The sequence below is a fragment of the Streptomyces sp. H27-D2 genome, assembly GCF_035828615.1.
GTDB lineage: Bacteria > Actinomycetota > Actinomycetes > Streptomycetales > Streptomycetaceae > Streptomyces.
The window spans coordinates 1-15265 of sequence record NZ_JAYMZR010000135.1 but is presented as its reverse complement, the minus strand read 5'-3'; the positions used below and the strand labels follow the sequence as shown (position 1 = coordinate 15265).

Here is a 15265-nt window from a genome sequence, read left to right as displayed (position 1 = left end):
ACCCCACCCCGACAGCATTAGTCCAACACCTGTCCCTCCTTTGTCCATAGGCGCGTCCGCCACCCCCGCAGCACTGTGTGGCGGGTACGGACCGTCGGTATCAGGAGGAGCGAGCATCGTGAACCCGGAAGCCCCGCAGGAAGCAGTGGACCCCGGACCCAGCCGCCGGGCGGTCGTGGTCACCACGGCGCTGGCCGGCATCGGCACCGCCCTGACCGCGGGCGGCGGCACCGCGCAGGCCGCGCCCGCCGAGAGCGTGCTGCGCTCCGCCGACCTGGAAGTGCGCGTCGCCACGGACTTCCCGCGCGTCGTGTCGTACACCGACCGCGCCACCGGGGCACTGCTGCACGGCCAGGAGGACGCGGTCGGCTCGCTGCTGATCGACGGCGTCGAACAGACCCCGAAGGTCAGCAGCCGCTCCCGGAGCGGCGGCATCGCGTACACCCTCGCCTTCGACGGCGGCACCGAGATCGACGTGGAGATCCGGCTGGACGGACGGCAGCTGGACTGGCGGGTCACCCGGATCGCCGACACCCAGGCGCTGCGCGTCGGCACCCTGCGCATCCCGGCCCTCGCGCTGCTGAGCGTACGGTCCGACCAGCCCGGCGCGACGCTGCTCGCGGCCCGGATCGAGCTGGACAAGGCCAAGAGCGGCGACACGCTCGTCAAGGTCGGCGCGGACACCCCCGCCGACGCGGCCCCGGTCGGCTGCGCGTACGCCGTCGTCAGCCACGACAAGCTGGCCGCCGCCGTCGAGACCAACACCGTCTGGGACAAACCCGCCGCCGGCAGCACCTGGGACAACGGCCGCTTCTGGCGGCAGACGGTCAAGAAGGCCGCCAAGGACGGCCAGGCCGGCTACACCACGGCGCGGCTCGGCTGCGGCCAGTGGACCCACCGGGCCGCGAGCGCGCCGCCGGAGGCGACCGAACCGCTGCCGTACGCCACCGTCATCGTCACCCGCGACCGCAACGGCGACGGAACGGTGGACTGGCAGGACGCCGCCATCGCGCTGCGCGACATCATGGTGACCCCGCTCGGCGCCGACGAACAGCACCTCCGCGTCGTCCCGCACATCCCCTTCAACTTCGCCAGCCAGGCCACCAACCCCTTCCTGGCCACCCTCGACAACGTCAAACGGATCTCGCTGGCGACCGACGGGCTACGGCAGTTCACACTGCTCAAGGGCTACCAGTCGGAGGGCCACGACTCGGCGCACCCCGACTACGGCGGCAACTACAACAAGCGCGCGGGCGGCCTCGCCGACCTCAACACGCTGCTGCGCGCCGGCAAGAAGTGGAACACCGACTTCGCGGTGCACGTCAACGCCACCGAGTCCTACCCGGTCGCCAACGCCTTCTCCGAGAAGCTCGTCGACAAGACCGACGAGCAGTGGGACTGGCTCGACCAGTCGTACCGCATCGACCCCCGCCGCGACCTGGTCTCCGGCGACATCGCCCAGCGCTTCCAACAGCTCCGCGACGAGACCGATCCGGCGCTGAACATGCTCTACATCGACGTCTTCCGCGAGTCCGGCTGGAACTCCGACCGGCTCCAGCGGCACCTGCGCGACCAGGGCTGGCAGGTCACCAGCGAATGGGGACACGGCCTGGAGCGCTCGGGGCTGTGGTCGCACTGGGCGACCGAGGTCGACTACGGCCCCGACACCTCGCGCGGCATCAACTCGAAGCTGATCCGCTTCGTGCGCAACCACCAGAAGGACGTCTTCGCCGACAAGTGGCCCACGCTGCTCGGCATCCCGCGCACCGGCAACTTCGAGGGCTGGGTGGGCAAGAACGACTGGAACGCCTTCTACCGGCTGATCTGGACCGACAGCCTGCCCGCGAAGTACCTCCAGGCGTACCCGGTCAAAAGCTGGGGCGAGCACGAGATCAGCTTCTTCGGCCCCACGAAGACCTCGGTCTCCGACACGGGCGGCGTCCGCCGGATCAGCACGGACGGCCGGACCGTCTACGACGACGGCTGCTACCTGCTGCCCTGGGAGCCGCGTGAGGCCACCGACCCGGCCAAGCTCTACCACTACAACCCGAAGGGCGGCAGCAGCAGTTGGGAGCTGCCACGCGGCTGGCGCGGGCGCTCCACGGTGGTGCTCCACCGGCTCACCGACCAGGGGCGCGCCGACGCCGTCGAGGTCCCGGTGCGCGGCGGCCGGATCAGCGTCACCGCGCGGGCCGGACAGCCCTACGTCGTGTACCGCGAGCGGGTCCGCGAGCAGCGGGGGCCGGGCTGGGGCGAGGGCACGGCGCTGAGCGACCCCGCCTTCAACTCCGGGAATCTGGACGCCTGGCAGGTCAAGGGCGCGGCGGCGGTCGAGCTGAGCGAGCTGGGCGACTACGACCTGGTGCTCACGGGCGGCGGCGCGGCCTCGGCCGGCCAGAAGCTGTCCCGGCTCGCGCCGGGGACGTACGTGGCCTCGGTACAGGTCGAGGTCGGCGCGAAGGCGGGGGAGCGGCGCAGGGCCGCCCTGGAAGTACGTACCGCGGACGGCGTCACGGCCGTCAACTGGACCGAGACCTCCACCGCGGGCAACCATGTCGCCTCGGACCGCAAGAGCGGCACCCGCTTCCAGCGGATGTTCACCCACTTCACCGTCCCGGCGGGCGGCGGCCCGGTCACGCTGTCGCTGACGGCGGCGAAGGGCGAGGCCCGGGTCCGCTTCGGCAATGTGCGGATCGCGGCCGGCCGGCCCACCACCCAGCCCGGCGCCCTCGCCTTCGAGGACTTCCAGCACGTCCCGCAGGGCTGGGGCGTCTTCGTCAAGGGCGACGCGGGCAAGGTCACCGACCCGCGCACGCACATCGCGCAGCGGCACGCGCCCTTCACCCAGCGCGGCTGGAACGGCAAGGCCGTCGACGACGTCATCGACGGCAGCGAGTCGCTCAAGTCGCGCGGCGAGAACGACGGGCTGGTCTACCGCACCGTCCCGCACACCGTCCGCTTCGAGCCGGGGCACCGCTACCGGGTGACGTTCCGCTACGAGAACGAGACGGCCGGGCAGTACGCGTGGATCACCGCGGCCGACGAGCCGGACGCGCGCGAGCTGTCGCGCACCCCGATGCCGGTGGCCACCGACCCGACCGAGCACGCCTACGAGTTCACGGCCCCGGCCCAGGGCGTGGCGTGGGTCGGGCTGCGCAAGACCGGCGACAGCGGGACGGCGGAGTTCTGCCTCGACAGCTTCACGGTGAAGGACTTGGGGGCCGCGAAGCACAAGTAGGGGCGCGGGCAGCACGCCGCGCGCCGCACTAGAGAGGGTGCAGGTCGCTTCGCGCGACCGGCCCCGCTGCTCCTGCCCCCGCCTCAGCTCAGCTGCACATGCCCCCCGGCCGGCCCCTCCAGCTCCAGGACCAGCAGCTCATTCGCCCCCGCGCGCAGCACCGGGCCCGGCACATACAGCGCCCGCTGCGGCCCGGCCTCCCAGTAGCGGCCGAGGCAGAAGCCGTTCAGCCAGACGAACCCCCGCGTCCAGCCGGGCAGTTCGAGCGCGGCGTCGCCCGGCCCGCGCACCTCGACCGTGCCCCGGTACAGGCCAGGCCCCGCCCCCGAGCCATCGTCCAGCGGCCAAAACGTCAGCTTCGCGACCGCTTCGGCCTCGTCCAGCGCGTCCAGCCGCAGCCCCCGCGCCCGTACGCCGTGCAGATACTGCCGCTCGTGCAGCACCCCGCCGGTGATGCCCTTGGACTCGGCCAGCCGGGGCCCGTAGTTGACCCGACCCAGCGACTCAACCCACAGCTCCACCGCCGCCGGGCCCGGCACCTCCCCGACCACCGCGTCCTCGCCGCTGAGCACGGCCGTCCGCACCCCGTCCACGTACGCCACCGCGCGGTCCCGCAGGCCCACGACGCTCAGCGGGTACGGCTGCCGCGGCCCGGGAATGTCGAGCCGGTAGCGGACCACGCCCCGGTCCACGCCCAGCTCCTCGAAGGTCGGCGGCACGGCGGCCGTCACCTCGCGCCCGCCCAGCGTCTCCAGCACGTCCGGCAGCGGGGCCCACTCCAGCGGCCCGCTGCGCGCCGGCTCGCCCAGCGGCACGGGGTCGGGCGGGAGCCCGGGCAGCGGCCCCTCCGCGTACGGGGCGAGGACGTTCCGGAAGGCCCAGAACTTCTCGGTCGGCTGCCCGTACTCATCGATCGGCGCGTCGTAGTCGTACGAGGTGACGGTGGGCCGCAGCTCGCCGCGGTGGTACGCCCCGGAGCGGTTCGCGCCCGCCCAGCCCGCGAAGTTGGTGCCGCCGTGCGCCATGTAGAGGTTGACCGACGCGCCGCACTCCAGAATCTCGCGCAGCGCGTCCGCCGCCTCCCGCGCGGACCGCACGCCCTGCTCGGCCTCCGCACCGCGCCCGGCGCCCTCCGCCTCCTCGGCAGCCCAGTGCGTGAACCAGCCGCACCAGAACTCCATGCACATCAGCGGCCCGTCCGCCTGATGCCGCCGCAGTACCTCGAACGCCTCGCGGGCGCCGGAGCCGAAGTTCGCGGTGGCCAGCACACCGGGGACGGAACCGCCGGTCAGCATGTGGTCCTCGGGCCCGTCCGAGGTGAACAGCGGCACGCTCACGCCGCACTCGGCCAGGGTGTCCGCGAGGTGCCGCAGATACTCCTGGTCGGAGCCGTACGAGCCGTACTCGTTCTCCACCTGCACCATGACCACCGGACCGCCGCGGTCGATCTGCCGGGGCGCCACCTCAGCCAGCACCCGCTGGAACCACCGGTCCACCAGAGCCAGATACTCCGCGTCCCGGGTCCGCACCCGGCGGCCGAGCGGCCCGGTCAGCCAGTCCGGCAGCCCGCCGTTCTCCCACTCGGCGCAGATATACGGGCCCGGCCGGACGATCGCGTACAGCCCGGCCTCCCACGCCGCGTCCAGGAAACGCCCCAGCGCCTCCACATCATGGTGGACCCCCTGCCGCGGCTCGTGGTAATTCCACGGGACATACGTCTCGACGCAGTTGAGGCCCATCGCGCGCAGCATCGCCAGCCGGTGGCCCCACTGGGCCTCGTGCACCCGGAAGTAGTGCACAGCGCCGGACAGCAGCCGCACCGGCCGCCCGTCCAGCTCGAAACTGTCGGTCCCGACAACGAACTCCGGCACGTCCCCGCCCATCTTCTCGCGCTCTCGCGCCCGCATCCCGATACGGGCCAGCCTCACCCCTGGCGGTGGAGCGGTCCATGGACAAAGATCAGCGTTGTTTGGACAGAAAACGGGAGGTGGGAGCGTACATGTACCGCACATGGACGAGGTACTTCACACCCAGCCCCGCGCACCACCGGCTGGGCCTGGTGTGCCTGGGCGTCGGACTCCAGCACGGCGTGCTGCCGACGGTGGGCCCGCGCTCGCTCGACCACCACGTCGCGGTCGTCATCAACGCCGGCAGCGGCTGGTTCCAGGGCGTCGACGGGCGCCGCCAGCAGGTCACCGCCCCCGCGCTGCTCTGGCTGACCCCCGACGTCCCGCACCACTACGGCTCCGACCCCGGCACCGGCTGGGACGAGAGCTTCGTCGACTTCACCGGCCCCGCCGCCGCGACCTACACCGAACTCGGCTACATCGAACCGGGCCGACCCGTCGTCCCGCTCACCGACACCGCCGGGGCCCGCACCGCCGTCGGCCGGATCGCCCGCGCCGCGCGACGCGGCAACCCGCTGCTCGAAGTCGAGACCGCCGCCGCCGTCCACGAACTCCTCGTCGCGCTGCGCCGCGCCCGCGCCGACACCAACGGCGAAGGCGACCCGGTCCTGGGCGCGCTGACCCGCGACGCCTTCCGGCCGCTGTCCGTCGCCGAACACGCCGCCCGGCACGGCATGACCCCGGCCGAACTGCGCGCCGCCGTACGCCGCGCCGCCGGCTGCAGCCCCAAGGACTACCTGCTGGGCATCCGGCTCGGCCGCGCCAAGGAACTCCTGGTCGCCACCGAACTACCGGTCGCGGCCGTCGCCCGCCGGGTCGGCTACGACGACCCCGCGTACTTCAGCCGCCTGTTCACCCGCCGCGTCGGCACGGCCCCGGTCCGCTTCCGTGAACAGCAGGGCCGCGCGGTCCCGGGCGGCTGGAGCGACCAGATCCCCGAGCCGGACGACCCGCCGTTCGTCTCGGGGCGGGACGAGGGGTGAGCCCCGGAAGCACCCTTCCGCTCACCGCTGAGGGGGATCAGCCGAGATCTGCGGTGTACGAGACAAAGGCCGACCACTCGGCGGGGGCGAAGGCGAGCTGCGGCCCCTGCTTGTCCTTGGAGTCCCGGACGTGGACGGTGGCGGGGCAGGTCTCCCCGTACCCGAGCCGGTCGCTCAGCTCCTTCTGCGTCAGCCCCGCCCGCTGCCGCAGCAGCTTGACCTGCTTGCCCAGCGCCCGGAACAGGTCCGACGCTTCCGCCGCGTCCTCCTCCGGCTCCGGCCGCCGCTCCGGCTCGACACCCGCACCGAGCAGCGTCCGCCCCTCGATCCCGAACTCCCCGGCCCCGAAGCCACAACCGGCCGCGGGCTCCTCCTCGTCGCAGCGCTCGCGGCCCGCTGGGACATCGCTGACCGCCCGGTGGGCAAGACCGTCTGGGGGGAAGTGCTGATCGCGCCGGTCATGCGGGACCGGATGTGCGACCCGCTCCGTCGATTGGACGGCACGCGGGCATCTCGCGTCGCGCCGCCGACCGGCCTCAGCCGGGAGCGGATCGAAGAACTCGGCGGCTTCCGCGAGGATGGCTGAGCCTGTGCTCACGGGCTTGAGGGGGCTGCACCGGTGGGTCCTGCCCGCCCGGCTTTGCGTGCTCCGCGTCAGGATTTCGACCGCCTTGCCCCGCTCAGACCGCGATGACCTCCACGCCCTGTTCCAGTCCCTTGAAGTCGTCGGGGTTCCGCGTGTAGAGCGGCAGATCCTGTGCGGCGGCAGTGGCCGCGATCATCAGGTCCACGCGGCGGGGGCGTGGGTTGCGTTTCGCCTGGATGGTCAGTGCGACCAGCGTGCCGAACCTGCGGGCCGCTTCACGGTCGAAGGGGAGGGCGGAGAACGTCGCTTCGATGTCCGCCAGGCGGTGCGCCCGAGCCAGTATCTCCACCGGGTCGGACGTCATCGCGATGCCTTGCGCCAGTTCGGCGAGGACGATCGACGATACCGCCGCCGACACGGGCAGAGCACCTGGGTCGAGATCGGGCAGGTCGATGATGACGCAGGTGTCGAGCAGTCCGCGCGGGCGTCGCTCAGTCACGCTTGCTCTCCCACGGGTTGTCGGTGTCGCCTACGCGGTCCTCGTCGCCATGGAACGTGTCGGCCTCGGCGCGCATCCTGGCATGGTCGACGCGCGGCGCGTTGCGCCACTCCCGCTGGAGCTCATCGACGGGGACGAAACGGCGGCGGGTGCCGAGTGGCCGCACTTCGGCGATTTCGGTGCCGTTCCGGGTGACCAGGTAGGTCTCGCCCCCTTCCACATCGTCGAGCACGGCTTTGGACCGAGCGGCCAGTTCGCGTTGCGTGATGGTCTTCATGCCCTCAGTGTATCGCGATGTATTGCATTGCGATACGCGGCTGTGCGCCCTGAGAACGAGGCCCCAGGTCAGGGCCAGGTCAGGGCTGGGAAGCCCTGACCGGGCCCTGACGATCCGGGCGCGCGAGCATTCGGGAGACCGCTCACCTCCGGGCCCGTCGCGCTCGCCTCACTGCTTCATCCACGCCCCGCGCGCCCCTCGCACAGCCGCGCGTAGTGCGCCCGCCGCTCCGGGTCCGCCGCCAGGTCCAGGCCGGCCCACGCCATCGCGCGGGCCGCCGCCAGCACCGCGTCGTCCGCCGCGGCCGTCGCCGTCCACTGCGCGAACTCCCTGGTGTGCGGCGCTCCTTCCGCCCCCAGGATGCCGATGCCCGGGTGGATCGAGGGCAGCGCGTGCGTCACATTGCCCATGTCGGTGGAAGCACCGAGCCGACGCGGCTCGGCGGGCGGCTCCGGGAGCGTACGGCCCGTGGAGCGCAGCCCCTCCGCGTAACGGCCCATCAGCCAGGGGTCGTTGCGCAGGTCCAGGTAGTCCGGCTGGGTCGGCCGGAAGGCGACCTCGCAGCCGGTCGCCACCGCCGCGCCCCGGAAGCACGCCTGCACCCTCTCCTTGAGCGACGCCAGCTCCTCAGCCGTCGGCGTGCGCACCTCCCACTCCAGGACGGTCCGCTCGGGGATGATGTTCGACCGCTCGCCGCCGTCCCGGACGATGCCCGCGACCCGGTAGCCGTCCGGCAACTGCTGGCGCAACTGGCCCACCGCGACCTGGGCGACCACCGCCGCGTCGGCCGCGTTCACCGCCAGGTGCGGAGCGAGCGCCGCGTGCGACGCCTTACCGGTGAAGGTCACCTCGAAGCGACTGACGGCCGTCGTCGTGGAGCGCGGATCGACGTCGTCGTGCTTGCCCGGGTGCGCCATCATCGCCACCGTGACGTCGTCGAACGCGCCGCGCTCCAGCATCAGCACCTTCCCGCCGCCCTCCTCCTCCGCCGGGGTGCCGAGCAGCACGACGCGCAGGTTCAGTTCGTCGGCCGCCGCGGCCAGACCGATCGCCGCCCCCGCGCCGGCCGCGCAGATCACGTTGTGCCCGCAGGCGTGCCCGATCCCCGGCAGCGCGTCGTACTCCGCGCACACCCCGACCGTCAGCTCGCCGCTGCCGTACGAAGCGGTCAGCGCCGTATCCAGCCCGTACACCCCGCGCTCGACCGCGAACCCCGCGCTCTCCATCAGGGCGGCCAGCCGCTCCGCCGCCCGGTGCTCGGCGAACGACAGCTCCGGATCCGCGTGCAGGGTCCGGCTCAGCTCCAGCAGCCGTCCGGAGAACTCCTCGATCCGGTCGGCGACGCGTTCGCCCGCGGTGGCGGAGGTCATGGGTGGCTCCCGAGAGTAGACCGGCCGAGCGAGCGGCCGGGGGTGCGGCCGAGCGGTCGGCCGGGGTGCGGCCGGGGGCTGGCCAGGTGCCCGGCCGGGTGCCCGGCGGAGGCGATCGGCCAGGTGACCGGCCAGGTTTCGGACACGTGGTCCGGTCCCAGCCTGCCTTACGCCACCGGCGACCGGGACCGGCTGAAGGGAACCGCAGTACGGCCCGGCGGCCGGCCCCGCGGCCGGCCCCGCAAACCGGTGCGGAAATCCCCCGTGCGCCCCCCGCCGTCCTTGCGGCAGCATGGCCCCATGCCCGAACTGACGCGCGACGAAGCGCAGACCAGAGCCCGTTCCCTCGCAGTGCACCGCTACACGGTCGACCTCGACCTGACGCGCGGCGAGGAGGTGTTCGGCTCCACCACAGTCATCCACTTCACCGCGAGCGAGTTCACGGACACCTTCGTCGAACTGCGGCCCGCCACCCTGCACCGCGCCATCCTCGACGGCCGGGCACTCGACGACCCGGCCCTGCTCACCGCCGTGCTGCGCACCGGCCGGCTGCCGCTGACCGACCTCACCGCCGGCGAGCACGAGCTGCGCATCGAGACGGACATGCGCTACTCCCGCACGGGAGAGGGCATGCACCGCTTCACCGACCCGGCCGACGGCCTCACCTACCTCTACACCCAGTGCTGCATGTCCGACGCCCCGCAGGTCTTCGCGAGCTTCGACCAGCCCGACCTCAAGGCCGTCTTCGAGGTGAGCGTCACCGCCCCGCCCGAGTGGACCGTCCTCGGCAACGGCATCGCACGGCAGGCCGGCGACCCGGCGGACGGCCGCTGGCAGCTCGCCGCCACCCCGCCCATCAGCACCTACCTGATGGCCGTCGCCGCCGGCCCGTACCACTCGGTGCGCACCGAGCACGCTGGCATCCCCTTCGGCCTGCACGTCCGCAGCTCCCTCGGCCGCTTCCTCGACGCGGACGCAGAGGAACTCTTCGACCTCTCACGCCGCTGCTTCGACCGCTACCACGAGATCTTCGACGAGCCCTACCCCTTCGACTCCTACGACCAGGCGTTCGTCCCCGAGTTCAACTCCGGCGCCATGGAGAACCCCGGACTCGTCACCTTCCGCGACGAGTTCATCCACCGCTCCGCCGTCACCGACGCCGAGCGGCAGACCCGCGCCATGGTCATGGCCCACGAAATGGCCCACATGTGGTTCGGCGACCTCGTCACCCTCCAGTGGTGGGACGACATCTGGCTCAACGAGTCCTTCGCCGAATACATGGGCTACCAGATCCTCACCGAAGCCACCCGCTTCACCGACACCTGGACCGACTTCGCCGTCACCCGCAAGAACTGGGGCTACGACGCGGACCAGCGCGGCTCCACCCACCCCGTCGCCCCGGCCCCGCACGACGTCCCCGACACCGCCGCCGCCCGCCTCAACTTCGACGGCATCTCCTACGCCAAGGGCGCCTCCGCACTGCGCCAGCTCGTCGCCTGGCTCGGCGAGAAGGACTTCCTCGCGGGCATCAACGACCACTTCGCCCGGCACCGCTTCGGCAACGCGACCCTCGCCGACTTCATCGACTCCCTCGCCCGCGCCTCCGGCCGCGACGTGCGCACCTGGGCCGACGGCTGGCTCCGTACGACCGGCTTCGACACCCTCACCCCCGTGGTCGAGACCCGCCCGGACGCGGACGCGGACACGGACGGGGACGGGGACGCGAACGCGGGCCCGCGCCGGAGCGCAGGCGGTACGCAGAGCGACGCCGACGCGTCCTGGGAAGTGCGCATCGAGCACGAAGGCTCACGCCCGCACCACATCGCCGTCGGCCTCTACGACCTCGAACCCGGCAAGGAGACCCCGCAGGGACGGCCGCGGCTCGCGCTGCGCGAACGCGTCGAGCGCGACCTGCCCGCCGACCGCGCCGGCGCCACCCTCAGCGGCTCCGGACCCCGCCCCGGCCTGATCCTGCTCAACGACGGCGACCTGACCTTCGCCAAGATCCGCCTCGACCCGGGCTCCTGGGACACCGTCGTGCACTCCCTGTCCGGCCTCCCCGACCCGCTCGCCCGAGCCGTCGTCTGGAACGCCGCCCGCGAGATGGTCCGCGACGGCGAACTCGCCCCCGCCGCCTACCTCGACGCGGCCCGCGCGCACCTCCCGTACGAGAACGACCTCACGATCACCCACGGCGTGCTGGCCTTCGCCCGGCTGCACCTCGCGGACCGCTACCTCCCGCTCGACGCCAGGCCCGTCGCGCTCGCCACCATCAGCGGCATCTGCCGCGACCTGCTCCGGTCCACCGAGGACGGCTCCGACCCCGGGCTGCGGCTCACCGCCGTACGCACCTTCATCAGCAGCGCCACCGACCCCGAAGAGCTGCGCGGGTGGCTCGGCTCAGGCACCGTCCCCGACGGCCCCGCACTCGACCCCGAACTCCGCTGGAGCCTGCTCGCCCGGCTCTGCGTCCTGGGCGCCGCGACCTCCGCCGACATCGACGCCGAACTCGCCCGCGACCCCGGCGCCACCGGCCGCGAAGGCGCCGCCCGCTGCCGGGCGGCCCTCCCCGACCCCCAGGCCAAGGCCGCCGCCTGGACCGCCCTGACCGAGACCGACGAACTCTCCAACTACCTGCTCACCGCGACCCTCGAAGGCTTCTGGCACCCGGAACACCACGAGCTGCTCAGCGACTACGTGCCGCGCTACTTCCCGGCCGCCGTCGCCGTCTCCGCCCGCCGGGGCTCGGCCGTCGCGGAGGCGATCGGCCGCTGGGGCTTCCCGGCCTACGCGGTGAACGCCGAAACCCTGCGGCTGGGCGAGGAGACCCTGCGCGCGCACACCCCGCTGCCGGCCCTGCGCCGCAAGCTGGAGGACCAGCTCGACGATCTGCGCCGGGCGCTGGCGGTACGCGGCGGCTAGCGGGAACGCGAAGGGGGGCTGCTCAGCAGCCCCCCACCTCATATCGCCGTACGCCCGGCCGTACGCCCGGCTGACCGTTCGGCCGCCGCCGGCGCGCCGAGCGGTCAGCGCCGCGCGTCGCCCGAGCTGCCCGTGTCGCTCGATTCCTGGGCGAGCAGCTCCGTCAGATGCCGGTCGACGACACCGCTGTCCCGCACGAAGTCCACCAGCGGCTCGCCGACGATCCGGCTCGCCAGCTCCGTGGCGAGCGCGCCGACCTCGTCACGCAACTCGCCCTCGGCGACGGCGCGTTCGGCCGCGATCACGGCCTGTCCTGTGACCACGATCTCCTCGCGCTGGCGCTGCCCCTCGGCCCGGATCTCCGCGAGCAGCGCGGTTCCCTGCTCCGCCGCCTGCTGCCGGATGTGCGCGGCCTCGTGCCGGGCGTCCGACATCAGCGTCTGGTAGGCCTCGTGCTCGCTGTGCGCCGTCGCCCGCAGCTCCTCGGCGCGCGCGAAACCGCCGTCGATGGCGTCCTCACGGGCGGCGATGACCTTCGCGATGCGGGGCAGCAGCACGCCCGCCAGAACGGAGAAGACGATGAAGAAGCAGATGAAGCCGACGATGAGGTCGTAAGGCTCCGGTTTCAGCGGTCCGATGTCCATGCGGACAGGCTACCTGGTGGACGCCAACGAACGCGTGGAGCAACCCGGTTCGGCGTCCGAGCGGTGGACGACGACCAAAGCCGCGCCGACGAGCGCCGTCCCCGCCATGACGGTCCCGAAGAGCGTCGCACCCGTCGAGAGACCGACGCTGTCGCTGAGATAGCCGACCGCGACGGGGAAGGCGCCCGCCGGGAGATAGCCGCCGACGTTGAGCGCCGCGTTGGCCTCGGCCAGCCGGGACGAAGGCAGGCTGGAGTTCAGCAGGGACAGACCGCCGAGCTGCCCCTGACCCTGCCCGGCCCCCGCCAGCATCGCGGCCGCGCCGAGCAGCACGACCGACGAGGTGTGCACCGCGAGGACGAGCACCGCCATCCCCGCCGCCGTGGACAGCGCGCCACTGATCAGGATCGTGCGCACGCGCAGCCGCTGAACCGCGAACTGCACGCCCGTGGAGGCCATGAACATCACGAAGGCCATCGACCCGGCGAGCACCCGGCTGTCACTGTCGAGCAGGTCGGCCAGCAGGGACGGGCCCAGCGAGAGCACGAACGACGTGGACGTGAGGCCAGGACCGAACACGGCGATCCCCAGCAGCAGCTTCCCTCGATGCTCACGCGGCACGGAGGGGACCCGAATCCACCGGCCGGACGCGCGGGCCGCTGCGCGGCGGCCGGACCCGAGCCGGGCCCCGATGCCGAACATACGGCGGGGGCCGGCCCCGACTCCGGCTGCCGCCGCGCCCCCGCCGCCCTTGCGCGGGTCCCGGCCTCTGCCCAGGTCCCCGCCCTTGCCCAGGTCCCCGTCCCGTACGAGATCCGCGCGGCGCGGCAACGGCAGCCGCGCCACCACCACGACCGCCGACACCAGCAGCGCGATCTCCACGACGAAGACCGTCGAGGTCGGTCCGGGCGCCGTCTCCGACAGCACCCCCGCGAGCAGCGGCCCGACGCCCGCCCCCACCACCATCGCCGTCGACGCGAGCAGCGCCGCGAGCCGCCTGCGCGAGGGCCCCGCGACATCACTGACGGCAGCCATCCCCGCCGAGACCACCGCGCCGACGGCGATACCGCTCAGGAAACGGGCCAGCGCCAGCGTGAACACGGTCGAGGCGGTCGCGAAGAACACCGACGCCACCGCCCCCAGCACCAGCGCGGGCAGCAGAACGGGCTTGCGGCCGACCCGGTCCGAGACCACCCCGGCGACCAGCAGCGAGCCCAGCAGACCGACGATGTAGCTCGCGAAAACGGCGGTCAGGGTGCCGGAGGAGAAGCCGAGTTCACGCTGCCACAGGACATAGAGCGGAGTGGCCGCGTTGGACAGGACGAACACGGCCACCACCGGCCAGGCGGCGAGCCACACCCACCAACGGGGCGGAAGCGGGCCGCCGTCCAACGCCGTCGTCGCTCCCGCCGCCGCGCCCGGCGTTCGTGTCGTGCGCGCCAGAACCTCCGCTTCCGCCTCCGCCGTTCCCGGCATTCGTGCCGTCCCCGCCGCGCCGAGCGGAACCGCGTCAACCTTCGTCATTGGATCTCCTCCCGAGTACGGCCGCACGCAGAGCGCTGTACGAATAGACTCGTACCTGTACGACTGGAGTCGAACCTAGCAGCTAGTACGATGAATCTCGTACAAGAGTGAAGCGCAGCTGAACGAGATCGACGCGCAACCGAGAGGACGCAGCCCATGTCGACGACTGCCACGACCGCCACGACCGCGACGACCCACCCGGGCCGCCGGGCCCCGCGCTACCCGGCGCACCCGGCCCCCGCCCGACCGCCCGAGCCGCTGACCGAGCCCGCGCTCGGCGAACTCCGGCTCGAAACGGTGATGGGCGCGCTGAGCGACCCGCTGCGGATGGGAATCGTGCGCAAGCTGCTGCTCGAATCCGAGGCATACGACCACACCTGCACCTGGTTCGCGCTGGACCGCCCGAAGTCCTCGCTCACCCACCACTTCCGCGTGCTGCGCGAGAGCGGGCTGATCCGGCAACGGCAGTACGGCCTGGAGCGGCGCAGCCACGTCCGAGTGGACGACCTCGAAGCGCGCTTCCCCCGCCTGCTCGCCCTGATCGCGGACTGGACGCCGTAACGGCCGCTTCGGCCCGCGCCGACACGGCCGCCCCGGCCCGAGTCCCATGGCCGCGCGGACCCCGCCCATCCCGCCCACCCCGCATGACCTGGCTGACCTGGCTGACCTGGCTGACCTGGCTGACCTGGCTGACCTGGCTGACCTGGCTGACCTGGCTGACCTGGCTGACCTGGCTGACCTGGCTGAACAGCCTTCCATAGCACGCCCAACTCCCTTCTGTGGCACAGCAGTACCCCCTTCGAGCGAAAACGCCCCACCCGATGGCAGCCACCCCGCTGCCACCAGTAATTTGGGGCGGCTCTCACCACTTTTGAAGGGGCCCGCCCATGCCCGCGCCCGTCGCCGATCCCACCGACCCGCGCCGCCCGGCGACCGCCGTCGCGGCAGCCACAACGGACCCCCCGACGGCAACCGCACTCGCGGGCGGCACCCAGGGCCCCCGCGCGCTGCGCCCGCTGCTCGCCACCGTCCTCGACGCGCTCGCCACCGGAGCCGTCGACCGGGCAGGCCCGCTGCCCGCCGGAGGACCCGCCCCGGTCGCCGCCCGGGTACGCGCCGCAGTCGGACCCGTGATCCCCGAAACAGGCACCGGAGCGACCGAAGCGCTGCACGCCCTCGTACGCGTCCTCGCCGCCGGAGCGGCCGACCCCGCCGACCCGCACTGCGCCGCCCACCTGCACTGCCCGCCGCTCGCCGTCGCGGCAGCCGCCGACCTGGCCGCCTCCGCGCTCAACCCGTCCATGGACTCCTGGGA

The 15265-nt window shown here is 72.8% G+C and carries 10 protein-coding genes and 2 pseudogenes; 5 read left to right on the top strand and 7 right to left on the bottom strand.

Features of this window, described 5'->3' with window-relative positions; translation table 11 throughout:
- The first annotated feature begins 118 nt into the window (after positions 1-118).
- Positions 119-3238: an endo-alpha-N-acetylgalactosaminidase family protein gene (locus tag QMK28_RS31460; RefSeq protein WP_326443106.1), complete on the top strand. Its 3120-nt coding sequence runs from the start codon at positions 119-121 to the stop codon at positions 3236-3238.
- Between the two features lie 83 nt (positions 3239-3321).
- Here the strand turns inward: QMK28_RS31460 and QMK28_RS31455 are convergent, their stop codons facing one another.
- On the bottom strand, positions 3322-5109 hold the full coding sequence (locus QMK28_RS31455; RefSeq protein WP_326443107.1) for a glycoside hydrolase family 35 protein: 1788 nt from the start codon (positions 5107-5109) through the stop codon (positions 3322-3324).
- A gap of 128 nt (positions 5110-5237) precedes the next feature.
- On the opposite strand from QMK28_RS31455, the gene QMK28_RS31450 reads away from it, so the two are divergent.
- Positions 5238-6128: a helix-turn-helix domain-containing protein gene (locus tag QMK28_RS31450; protein ID WP_326443105.1), complete on the top strand. Its 891-nt coding sequence runs from the start codon at positions 5238-5240 to the stop codon at positions 6126-6128.
- Positions 6129-6165: 37 nt separating this feature from the next.
- On the opposite strand, the pseudogene QMK28_RS31445 reads toward QMK28_RS31450, so the two are convergent.
- The 4 genes and pseudogenes from QMK28_RS31445 to QMK28_RS31430 form a co-directional block, all read right to left on the bottom strand.
- Positions 6166-6279 (bottom strand): annotated as a pseudogene (locus QMK28_RS31445) (DUF397 domain-containing protein); the annotation flags it as partial.
- Positions 6280-6808: 529 nt separating this feature from the next.
- Positions 6809-7213: a type II toxin-antitoxin system VapC family toxin gene (locus tag QMK28_RS31440; RefSeq protein ID WP_326443104.1), complete on the bottom strand. Its 405-nt coding sequence runs from the start codon at positions 7211-7213 to the stop codon at positions 6809-6811.
- Positions 7206-7490, bottom strand: a complete 285-nt coding sequence (locus QMK28_RS31435) for a type II toxin-antitoxin system Phd/YefM family antitoxin (protein WP_326443103.1) — start codon at positions 7488-7490, stop codon at positions 7206-7208. Before QMK28_RS31435 ends, QMK28_RS31440 begins: the two co-directional genes overlap by 8 nt.
- Positions 7491-7666: 176 nt before the next feature.
- Positions 7667-8860 (bottom strand): amidohydrolase, encoded by a 1194-nt coding sequence (locus QMK28_RS31430; protein ID WP_326443102.1) that lies wholly within the window; start codon positions 8858-8860, stop codon positions 7667-7669.
- A gap of 300 nt (positions 8861-9160) precedes the next feature.
- On the opposite strand from QMK28_RS31430, the gene pepN reads away from it, so the two are divergent.
- Positions 9161-11782: an aminopeptidase N gene (pepN, locus tag QMK28_RS31425; protein WP_326443101.1), complete on the top strand. Its 2622-nt coding sequence runs from the start codon at positions 9161-9163 to the stop codon at positions 11780-11782.
- Positions 11783-11886: 104 nt separating this feature from the next.
- Here the strand turns inward: pepN and atpF are convergent, their stop codons facing one another.
- Both atpF and QMK28_RS31415 read right to left on the bottom strand, forming a co-directional pair.
- Positions 11887-12426, bottom strand: a complete 540-nt coding sequence (atpF, locus tag QMK28_RS31420) for a F0F1 ATP synthase subunit B (protein WP_326443100.1) — start codon at positions 12424-12426, stop codon at positions 11887-11889.
- Positions 12427-12435: 9 nt separating this feature from the next.
- Positions 12436-13902, bottom strand: a complete 1467-nt coding sequence (locus tag QMK28_RS31415) for an MFS transporter (RefSeq protein WP_443050888.1) — start codon at positions 13900-13902, stop codon at positions 12436-12438.
- Positions 13903-14106: 204 nt separating this feature from the next.
- On the opposite strand from QMK28_RS31415, the gene QMK28_RS31410 reads away from it, so the two are divergent.
- Positions 14107-14511: an ArsR/SmtB family transcription factor gene (locus QMK28_RS31410; protein ID WP_326443098.1), complete on the top strand. Its 405-nt coding sequence runs from the start codon at positions 14107-14109 to the stop codon at positions 14509-14511.
- 326 nt (positions 14512-14837) lie between these two features.
- A pseudogene (locus QMK28_RS31405) lies at positions 14838-15265 on the top strand (aspartate aminotransferase family protein); the annotation flags it as partial.